Origin of the sequence: Henriciella sp. (assembly GCF_049649345.1) — a bacterium.
Classification (GTDB): domain Bacteria; phylum Pseudomonadota; class Alphaproteobacteria; order Caulobacterales; family Hyphomonadaceae; genus Henriciella.
This window is the reverse complement of record NZ_JBARZC010000655.1, coordinates 1-9,150: the sequence shown is the minus strand read 5'-3', so window position 1 is coordinate 9,150 and position 9,150 is coordinate 1. Positions and strand designations below refer to the sequence as shown.

11 protein-coding genes and 1 pseudogene are annotated in these 9,150 nt (G+C 61.0%); 10 read left to right on the top strand and 2 right to left on the bottom strand.

Going from position 1 to position 9,150, the window contains the following annotated elements; translation table 11 throughout:
* The 6 genes and pseudogenes from WA989_RS17975 to WA989_RS17950 form a co-directional block, all read left to right on the top strand.
* Nucleotides 1-195 (top strand): annotated as a pseudogene (locus tag WA989_RS17975) (protease modulator HflC); the annotation flags it as partial.
* Between the two features lie 9 nt (nucleotides 196-204).
* Complete coding sequence (hflC, locus tag WA989_RS17970) at nucleotides 205-906, top strand: protease modulator HflC (RefSeq protein WP_424341843.1); 702 nt, start codon at nucleotides 205-207, stop codon at nucleotides 904-906.
* Nucleotides 907-933: 27 nt separating this feature from the next.
* Nucleotides 934-1,131 (top strand): DUF2065 domain-containing protein, encoded by a 198-nt coding sequence (locus tag WA989_RS17965; RefSeq protein WP_424341842.1) that lies wholly within the window; start codon nucleotides 934-936, stop codon nucleotides 1,129-1,131.
* 73 nt (nucleotides 1,132-1,204) lie between these two features.
* Nucleotides 1,205-2,668 carry a Do family serine endopeptidase gene (locus WA989_RS17960; protein WP_424341841.1) on the top strand — a complete coding sequence of 488 codons (1,464 nt, stop codon included), beginning with the start codon at nucleotides 1,205-1,207 and terminating at the stop codon, nucleotides 2,666-2,668.
* A 119-nt stretch (nucleotides 2,669-2,787) separates the two neighbouring features.
* A complete protein-coding gene (locus tag WA989_RS17955; protein WP_424341840.1) occupies nucleotides 2,788-3,162 on the top strand; it encodes a MarR family transcriptional regulator in 375 nt (124 codons plus the stop codon).
* Between the two features lie 10 nt (nucleotides 3,163-3,172).
* On the top strand, nucleotides 3,173-4,024 hold the full coding sequence (locus WA989_RS17950; RefSeq protein WP_424341839.1) for a C40 family peptidase: 852 nt from the start codon (nucleotides 3,173-3,175) through the stop codon (nucleotides 4,022-4,024).
* Here the strand turns inward: WA989_RS17950 and WA989_RS17945 are convergent, their stop codons facing one another.
* Entirely contained in the window at nucleotides 4,025-4,831 is an 807-nt protein-coding gene (locus tag WA989_RS17945; RefSeq protein ID WP_424341838.1) for a c-type cytochrome, read from the bottom strand. It lies immediately after the preceding gene.
* 152 nt (nucleotides 4,832-4,983) lie between these two features.
* Between WA989_RS17945 and WA989_RS17940 the strand changes: the two genes are divergently transcribed.
* Both WA989_RS17940 and WA989_RS17935 read left to right on the top strand, forming a co-directional pair.
* Nucleotides 4,984-5,730 (top strand): 3-deoxy-manno-octulosonate cytidylyltransferase, encoded by a 747-nt coding sequence (locus WA989_RS17940; RefSeq protein ID WP_424341837.1) that lies wholly within the window; start codon nucleotides 4,984-4,986, stop codon nucleotides 5,728-5,730.
* 2 nt (nucleotides 5,731-5,732) lie between these two features.
* Nucleotides 5,733-6,590, top strand: coding sequence for a prephenate dehydratase (locus tag WA989_RS17935; protein ID WP_424341836.1), 858 nt, complete (start codon nucleotides 5,733-5,735; stop codon nucleotides 6,588-6,590).
* Nucleotides 6,591-6,624: 34 nt separating this feature from the next.
* Here the strand turns inward: WA989_RS17935 and serB are convergent, their stop codons facing one another.
* The gene (gene serB, locus WA989_RS17930; RefSeq protein ID WP_424341835.1) at nucleotides 6,625-7,554 is read right to left on the bottom strand and encodes a phosphoserine phosphatase SerB; all 930 of its coding nucleotides are present in this window, start codon (nucleotides 7,552-7,554) and stop codon (nucleotides 6,625-6,627) included.
* Nucleotides 7,555-7,620: 66 nt separating this feature from the next.
* On the opposite strand from serB, the gene miaA reads away from it, so the two are divergent.
* Together miaA and WA989_RS17920 are read left to right on the top strand one after the other, a co-directional pair.
* Nucleotides 7,621-8,535, top strand: a complete 915-nt coding sequence (miaA, locus tag WA989_RS17925) for a tRNA (adenosine(37)-N6)-dimethylallyltransferase MiaA (RefSeq protein WP_424341834.1) — start codon at nucleotides 7,621-7,623, stop codon at nucleotides 8,533-8,535.
* A gap of 189 nt (nucleotides 8,536-8,724) precedes the next feature.
* Nucleotides 8,725-9,150 (top strand): thiamine pyrophosphate-binding protein (locus WA989_RS17920; RefSeq protein ID WP_424341833.1); only part of this gene is annotated, 426 nt, incomplete at its 3' end.

Here is a 9,150-nt window from a genome sequence, read left to right as displayed (position 1 = left end):
GCGCTAGACATGAGATCGTTTGGAATTCTCGGAATCGTCGCGATCGTCCTTATCCTGGTCGTCGCGTTCAACTCCTTCTTCATCGTTGACCAGCGCAAGCAGGCCCTGCTCCTGCAGGTCGGTGCGGTTGTCGATGCCTACAACGAACCGGGCACGGATGAAGCGGGTCTCAAATTCAAGATCCCGCTCATCTAGAATGTCGTCATTTACGACAAGCGCAATCTTGGCCTTGATGTACCGAATATCGAAGCCTATGCGTCCAACCAGGAGCAGCTGATCGTTGACGCCTTCGTGCGCTGGCAGATCTCTGATCCATTGGCCTTCTATCAGCGCCTCAACACGCAGCGCGAAGCCGAAAACCAGCTGCTGAACTTTACCGATGCAGCAATCCGTAACGCGCTTGCCTCGCGCCTGCCAGAAGAGATCATTTCCGGCCAGCGCTCGGAGCTTATGGACGAGATCCGCGATAATCTCGCTTCAGCCATTGAGGGCCGGGGTATCGAGATCATCGACGTACGGATCCGCCGGGCGGACCTGCCGGACGATGTGTCCGAACGCGTCTTCAGCCGGATGGAAGCGACCCGGAACCAGGAGGCCGAGCAGATCCGCGCCGAGGGCGACGAACGGGCAAGGCTCGTCCGCGCCACGGCAGAACGCGAGCGCACTGTGCTGCTCGCCGAAGCCCGCCAGGAATCGGAAGAGATCCGCGGTGAAGGCGATGCCCGCCGGAACGAAATCTATGCCGAAGCCTACGAGCGCGACGCTGAATTCTTCCGCTTCCAGCGCGCACTGATCGCGTGTGAGGAAGCCTTTACGGAAGGCACACGCGTTGTCGTTGGTCCAAACCAGCTTGGCCTGTGCAACGATTTCTTCGAACAGGCCCGGCGCAACGGCTCGGGACGCTAAACAGATCGCGGCGGGGAGACACGGCCAATGACCTGGCAGATTCTCCTCGCCGCTATCGGACTCTGGTTTGCGCTTGAAGGCATACTCTATGCTGCCGCGCCAGACATGATGAAGCGGATGGGCGACTGGCTGGCGCGCCTGCCGGTCGAAAACGTCCGCAGCGGCGGCATCTGGTCTGCGCTTCTCGGCCTCGTCATCTTCTATGCTGCAATCCGCTTCGCATGACGCGTTGCGCTTTGCCCGCGAAGCGCCATAGTCTTGTGTGACAACAGTGGCGCGAAGGATGTGGAGACTCGTCATGAAGACCATTGCCATCTCTGTTCTGGCCTGCGTATCGGGCGCTATGATGGGCAGCGCCTCGGCTCAGGCTGAGCGCCAGTCCCAGTCGGATGCCTCCCTGTCGGACACTGTCTCCGAGATTGACCAGAAGCAGGCGCCGGAATCCTTTTCGCGGCTCGCCAAGCGGCTGATGCCGGCTGTCGTCAACATCACCACCAGCCAGACCATCGCGCCCGAAGGCCTGCCGGAGTTTCCGGATGGCTCGCCGCTAGAGCGGTTCAATGAATTCTTCGGCCGCGACCCGGATGGCTTCCGCCGCGAAGGTTCGCTCGGCTCCGGTTTCCTGATCTCCGGCGAGGGCACGGTGATCACCAATAATCACGTCATCGAGAATGCGGACGAGATCAATGTCGTCTTCAATTCCGGGCGCACGCTGAAGGCCACCCTGGTCGGCACCGATCCCGACACGGATGTCGCAGTCCTCAAGGTCGAGAGCGATACGCCGCTGCCATTTGTTGAATTTGCGGACAGCGACAGCGCAGAGGTCGGCGACTGGGTGATGGCGATCGGCAATCCGTTCGGCTTTGGCGGCTCTGTGTCTGCCGGTATCATTTCCGCGCGCAACCGGGACATCCAGTCCGGCCGCTACGATGATTTCATCCAGACCGACGCAGCCATCAACCGCGGCAATTCGGGCGGCCCTCTGTTCAATCTGAACGGCGAAGTGATCGGCGTGAACACGGCCATCATCTCGCCGACGGGCGGGTCTGTCGGTCTCGGCTTCTCCATCCCGTCCAATCTGGTCGAGCAGGTCTCAGGGCAGATCCTTGAATTCGGCAAACCCCGGCGCGGCTGGTTTGGCGTGAACGTCCAGGGCATCGACCAGGGCATTGCCAATGCCTATGGCGTGAACGAGCCCGAGGGCGTGATCATCACGTCCATCGACAGCGATGGGCCGGCCGCCAAGGCCGATTTCGAAGTTGGCGATCTGGTCCTGACCTTCGACGGCAAGATGGTCGAGAATGTCCGCGGCCTGTCGCGCATCGTGGCGGAGACGGAAGTCAATTCCGAAGTCGATGTCGATATCGTCCGCGACCGCAAGCGCCGCACGGTGAGTTTCACCATTGGCGAGCTGGAAAGCTCGGTCGAGGAGCCAGACCGCGAGCCACTGCCTGAAAACGCACTCGCCAACAATCCGCTGGGTGCCGAACTCAAGGAAATCGATGATGACGCGCGCCGACGCTATGGCATCGCCCGCGATGTCGAGGGCGCGCTGGTCAACTCTGTTGCCGCCAATGGCCCAAGCTTCGGAAAGCTCAGCAAGGGCGACGTGATCACCGAGATGGGTTTCGAGAAGATTTCCGGTCTTGAGGACGCTTATGAAGCGCTTGAGCCAGGCGATGCGCCTGGCGGGCAGGGCCTTCTGATTCGGGTCTACCGCGCCGGTCAGACCATGTTTTTCACAATAGAACCAGAACGGTAGGACTCGGACACTGCTTTAAATCTAAAATATGATTCGCAGGACTCTTTACGGCGATTCCAAATCAGATTCTCATTTGATTCGGTTAAGCAACGAGCCGACGGAGTGACGAGAAAATGGCGATGACGGAAAGAAAATCCCTGGACCTGTGGCGCCGTGCCGTAACCTCCTATGTCCGCACCAGTGACGGCGACATGTCGGCCCGCCAGCAGGCCATCTTCATGACGATTGCGCTGCAGCCGGGCCCCCACACAGTGCGCGGCCTCGCGGCTGACATGAACCTTGCCAAACCGGCTGTGACGCGCGCCATAGATGCTCTGGAAAAGCAGGGTTTTGTCCGCCGGCGCAAGGATGAGAATGACCTGCGCAGCGTGTTCATCGAACGCACAGTCGACGGCATGGCGTGGCTGCGCAGATTTTCCGATCTGATCGTCGCGGCCGAAGCCGGCAAGGATATCGGCCATCCTGCCGTGACAGGCCATGCCAGGGTCGCGTAAAGGGTGAGGCGTGCCTGAGTTTAATGATCGCCGCCTGACGCCGCCGGCAAACCAGTCCGGAACTGCCATGCAAGTGCGCGCAGGCGTCGTCGCAGTCCGCAGCGATCCTCGCCCGGACGCGGAAATGGCCACGCAGGCCCTGCACGGCGAAACGCTCGTCCTGTTCGACGAGCAGGGCGAATTTGGCCTCGTGCAGCTGGACCGGGACCGTTATGTCGGATGGGCTCTGATGGAGGCGCTCGGCCAGCCCGTGCCGGAGGCGACCCACAAAGTCTCTGCGGTCCGCACCTATGCCTATTCAGAGGCCGATCTGAAATCAGCGCCGCATGTCGTCCTCTCCATGGGTAGCCGGCTCGCCGTCTCGCGCAGGGAAGGGCGGTTTGTTTATGCCGACGGCACCGGTTGGGTGCCTGAGCAGCATGTCGCCCCGATCGATCATCTCGAAGAGGATCCCGCAGACGTTGCGCTTCGGATTCTCCATACGCCCTATCTCTGGGGCGGCTGCCAAAGCCTTGGCCTCGATTGCACCGGCCTCACGCGCGCCGCCTTCCATGCCTGCGGTGTAACCCTGCCGCGCGACAGCGACATGCAGTTTGCCTGGAGCGGCGAGGAGATCGACGACTGGAAGACGCCGGGCGCGCTCGAGCGCAACGATCTTGTCTTCTGGAAGGGCCATGTCGGCATCATGCTCGACGCAGAGACGTTTCTTCATGCCAATGCCCATCACATGGCGGTGGCCTATGAGCCGCTCTCAGGCGCGATCGAGCGGATCGCAAAAATATACGGCGAGCCCATAGGAGCCCGCCGCATCGATATTTTCATTGAGCGCGCTCGCCAGCCGGACTGGCTCAGCGCGAGCTGACTACTCGTCGGTCTCTGACGGTTCGTCTGCATCCAGCGCATCGGAAGGAGCGAGGACCACTTCGCCTTCATTCTCTTCTTCCTGGTCGGTGTCATCGATCATGTCGACCGTATCGATTTCACCGGTTGCCTCGGTTGGAGAGTCTTCCACCGTCTCGGCATCAAGGTCGGTTGCGACGGCCTCATCTCCCTCAACGATGTCGCTCTCTTCCTCGGGAAGGGGTTCCGGGAAGTCAGGTGCATTTGGCGACATGGAGGCAAGGTAAGCGATCACATTGGCGCGCTCATCATCGCGGCGAAGGCCTGCGAATGCCATCGAGGTGCCGCTGATATAGCCCGATGGGTTCTCCAGCCACTGGTCCATGCTTTCATAGGTCCAGTCCTGCGAGGAGGTGGCCTGCATTGCTGCGGAATAGCCAAAGCTGTCCATGTGGGCATGTGATGCGCCGACGATACCATAAAGGTTCGGACCGGTACCGTTCTGACCGCCCTGTTCGATCGTGTGGCAGGTCGTGCACTTCGCCTGGAAGGAGCGCTCGCCAGCCGTGGCGTCCGCCTCCGCGAGGAGCGCGCCGAGGTCATAGATTTCCTCTTCAGCGCCCCCTGGGCCTGCCGTTTCGGCGATGTCGGTGTAGTAGGCGAACCGGCTGTGGGCCCAGTCATTCAGGCTCACTTCCTCTTCGCCATGATGTCCGCCTTCGCCATGTCCGGCTGCGAAAACGGTTTCAGACAGGACCCGCAGCCCCATGACGCCGAGTGCGACAGCGAGAAGCGCTCCGAAGACCTTGTTCCAGAAGAGATCGCCCATAGGGATCATCCTTTAAATGACTAGTTTGGTTGGCGCGCGCCTTCTGACACGCTAACGGTTCGCTGGCAATATAACGGCATGCGTCAAAGGATGCGCGGGGGCAGCTCGCGGCGAAACGGCGCACTTGGTGTAGAAAGGACGTTTCGCCTCACATGTCAGCGCTCGTCATCATTCCAGCCCGCATGGCCTCGACACGGCTTCCGGGCAAACCGCTCGCCGATATCGCAGGCAAGCCGATGATCGTGCGCGTCTGCGAGCGCGCCGCTGCTGCAGATATTGGGCCTGTGGTGGTGGCGGCGGCAGAGGTCGAGGTCGCACAAGCCGTGCATGCGGCAGGCTTCGAGGCCGTTTTGACCGATCCGAAGCTGCCATCCGGCTCCGACCGTGTGTGGGCCGCAGCGGAGGCATTCGATGAAGACGGCGCTTACGACACGCTGATCAATTTGCAGGGCGATATGCCGACCCTCGATCCTGCAGCGCTCACATCGGTACTTCAGCCCCTCAATGATTCGCCTGGCTGCGATATCGCAACGCTTGCAAGCGTCATCACGAATGAGGATGAGAAAACAGATTCGAATGTCGTGAAAGCCATCATTTCGCTGGAAGAGGGCGCCGCGCATGGCCGCGCGCTTTACTTTACCCGTGCGACCGCGCCGACAGGCGAAGGCTCGCTCTGGCACCATGTCGGCGTCTATGCCTATCGCCGCGACGCGTTGAAGCGATTTGTCTCAGCTGCGCCAAGCGGGCTTGAAAAGCGCGAGCGTCTGGAGCAATTGCGGGCGCTGGAACTGGGAATGCGGATCGATTGTGCCGTTCTGGAGGGTGAGCCGCCAAACGGCGTCGACACACCAAAGGATCTGGAACAGGCCCGCGCCTGGTATGCGCGAGAGGGGTATTGAGCATGGCTGAGACGAAACAGGGCCGGATTGCCTATCAGGGCGAGCCGGGCGCCAATTCCCATATCGCCTGCCGCGACACGTATCCGGATATGGAGCCTGTCGCCTGCAAGACGTTTGAGGATGTGATTGCGTGTGTCGAGCGCGGCGATGCGAGCCTCGCCATGATCCCGGTCGAGAATACGATTGCAGGGCGCGTCGGCGATATTCACCACCTCTTGCCTGGCACGAACCTGCACATCATCGCCGAACACTTCATGCCGATCCGCTTTCAGCTGATGGCGCTGAAAGGCACCAGCCTGTCGGACGTGCAGACCGCCCATTCGCACATCATGGCGCTCGGCCAGTGCCGGCGATATCTCCGCAACCATGGCATCGAAGCGGTCATCGCGGCTGATACGGCCGGCGCCGCGCGGATCGTCGCCGAGATGGGCGATCCGTCTGTGGCCGCCATCGCGCCGGAGCTTGCCGCAGAGGTCTATGATCTCGACATTCTCGCCCGCAACATCGAGGACGCCGACCACAATACGACCCGTTTCGTGATCATGGCGCCCGAGCCGATCGAGCATGACGCTGGCGACGGGCCGACCGTGACGGCTTTCCTTTTCCAGGTCCGCAACATCCCGGCCGCGCTTTACAAGGCGATGGGCGGGTTCGCGACCAATGGCGTCAACATGACGAAGCTCGAAAGCTATCAGATCGACGGCTCCTTCACGGCGACGCAATTCTATGCCGAAATCGAGGGCCATCCGGACGAGCGGCCGGTCCAACTCGCACTCGAGGAACTCGGCTTCTTCTCGACGTCCCTGAAGATTATCGGCGTGTTTCCGGGCCATCCGGAGCGCTACCGGCTGGCGCGGTAGGGGCGTTGCGTCGCCAGAGAGGGGCCAAGCGACCCTAATTCTCCCAGACAATCTCGCTGTCTGAATAGCCCTGGAAGTAGAGCGCGGCGGTGAGGTCGGTCACCGAGATCCCGCAATCGGACGCATTGGCGACGACCGGCTTTGCGCGATAGGCGACGCCGAGGCCGGCCGCCTCGATCATCGCAAGATCATTGGCGCCGTCGCCCATGGCGATCGTCTGCGACAGGGGATGGCCAAGACGGTCCGCTTCGGTTTTCAGCGCTGCCAGTTTTGCTTCGCGCCCGAGGATCGGCTCGCCGACCTTGCCCGTTAGCGCCTTGCCATCGTCGAGCAGGGTGTTGCCTTGATCCGCGTCAAAGCCTGCGGCCTCGGCAATGCGCGACGTGAAATAGGTGAAACCGCCAGAGACGAGCACCGTCCGCGCCCCGGCCGCCTTCATTGTTGCGACAAGCGTTCGCGCGCCGGGCATGAGCGAGATGCGTTCCCTGTAGCAGCGCTCAAGCGCCGACAGGTCGAGGCCTTCCAGCATGCCGACGCGTTCGCGCAAGGCCTCTTCGAAATTGAGCTCGCCCGCCATGGCGCGCTCGGTGATGGCGGAAATCTCGGTCTTGAGACCAGCGAAGTCGGCGAGTTCATCCAGGCATTCCTGCTGGATGATCGTGGAATCCATATCGGATATGAGGAGTTTCTTGCGGCGGTTGAGTGTTGGCGAGATGCAGATATCGGCTTCGCCTTCAAACGCCCGTTCCAGCGACTTTCTGAGGGAGGCCGCATCACCGGAATTCAAAGCTTGCTCGAAGGCGGTGAAATGACGTTCGCCGCTCAGCAGGCGCACGGGGGCCACATGCACCGCGCCTGCTTCGTGCAAGACGCGGTCGAGCTTGTCGGCAAGCGGCTGCAGATGAGCGCCTGCTGGCGCCACGATCGTAGAGACATGGCTGTAATCTGAGGTTTTTTCGTCCATTTTGCCTCTCCTCACTTAACGGCGCCGTTCAAACTATCTACGTTCGAAACGATGAGACCTGCAATCTTGATCCATGGCCCGACTGCAAGCGGCAAGACCGAGCTTTCCATTCAGATTGCGCGTAAACTGAATGGCGAGATCGTCAACGCTGACTCAATGCAGGTCTATCGCGAACTCAAGGTTATATCGGCAAGGCCCGATGCAGAAGAGATGGCCGATGTGCCGCACCACCTCTTTGGCCACATCCCGGCTGAGGAGCGCTATTCCACCGGTCAGTGGCTCGACCAGGTCCGCCCTGTGGTCGAGGACATCCAGAAGCGCGGCAAGACGGCCGTGATTGTCGGCGGGACCGGGCTCTACCTGCTGGCACTGACGCAGGGCCTGTCCGATATACCGCCTGTGCCTGAAGATGTGCGCCATGAGGTCATGGATATTTCCAGAGCCGAAGGCACGCGCGGCCTGAAAGTGAGACTGCAGGTTGTCGATCCTGAGGCGGCCGAGCGGATCAATGATAATGACCGCCAGCGCCTGGCGCGCGCCTATGAGGTCTGGCTCTCCACGGGCAAGCCTCTGTCCGGCTTTCAGAACAATCGCACCAATCCTGTGCTGAACGAGGATGAGTGGCTGGGCATCGCGCTGACACCGCCGCGGTCGAAACTTTATGCCCGCATCGACAAGCGCTTCGAGGGCATGCTGATGGAAGGGGCGATGGAGGAGGCCCGCCAGCTGGTGCGCCTCAATATAGACCCGGACCTTCCGGCCATGAAGGCGCATGGCATGCCCTGGCTTTCGGCTTTCATTCGCGGGGAGATCAATTCGGCCACAGCCGCAGAGAATGCCAAGCGCGATACCCGGCGCTATGCCAAGCGGCAGTTCACCTGGATCGGGCGGCAATTTCCGTTCTGGCCGCGTATTCCGTCTGCGGAGCTTAAAACCCGAATGAGGGTTGTTTCTGCCCTCTACAAGGAGGTTGACCGCTAGGCTGAGGCAGGTTATTCCCCAAAACCGATCTGGAGGAAATAGCCTTGCGTCAGCAGAAGGTAATCGTACTTATTAGCCCGTGACCCGCATTCACATGCTGGCACGGGTGCGTATGGAAGGGTCTCAATCGAGGCCCTTTTTCTTTAGCAGGTCGCGCGAACTGAAACTTGAACCCGAATGAGCCCCGATATGGACACTCAGACCTTGAAGCAGACAGAGACGAAACCCCGCACCATGACGGGCGCTGAGATCGTCATTACCGCGCTCAAGGAACAGGGTGTCGACACGATGTTCGGCTATCCGGGCGGGGCGGTCCTGCCGATTTATGACGCGCTCTATTCAGAGGACTCCATCCGCCACATCCTCGTGCGCCATGAGCAGGGCGCGGGCCACGCCGCAGAGGGTTATGCCCGCTCCACGGGCAAGCCGGGCGTCGCGCTGGTCACCTCGGGGCCGGGCGCGACCAATATGGTTACGCCGATCACCGATGCGATGATGGATTCCATTCCGATGGTCGTGATTACAGGCCAGGTGCCAAGCCATCTCATTGGGACGGATGCCTTCCAGGAATGCGATACTGTGGGCATCACGCGCTGCTGTGCCAAGCACAATTAT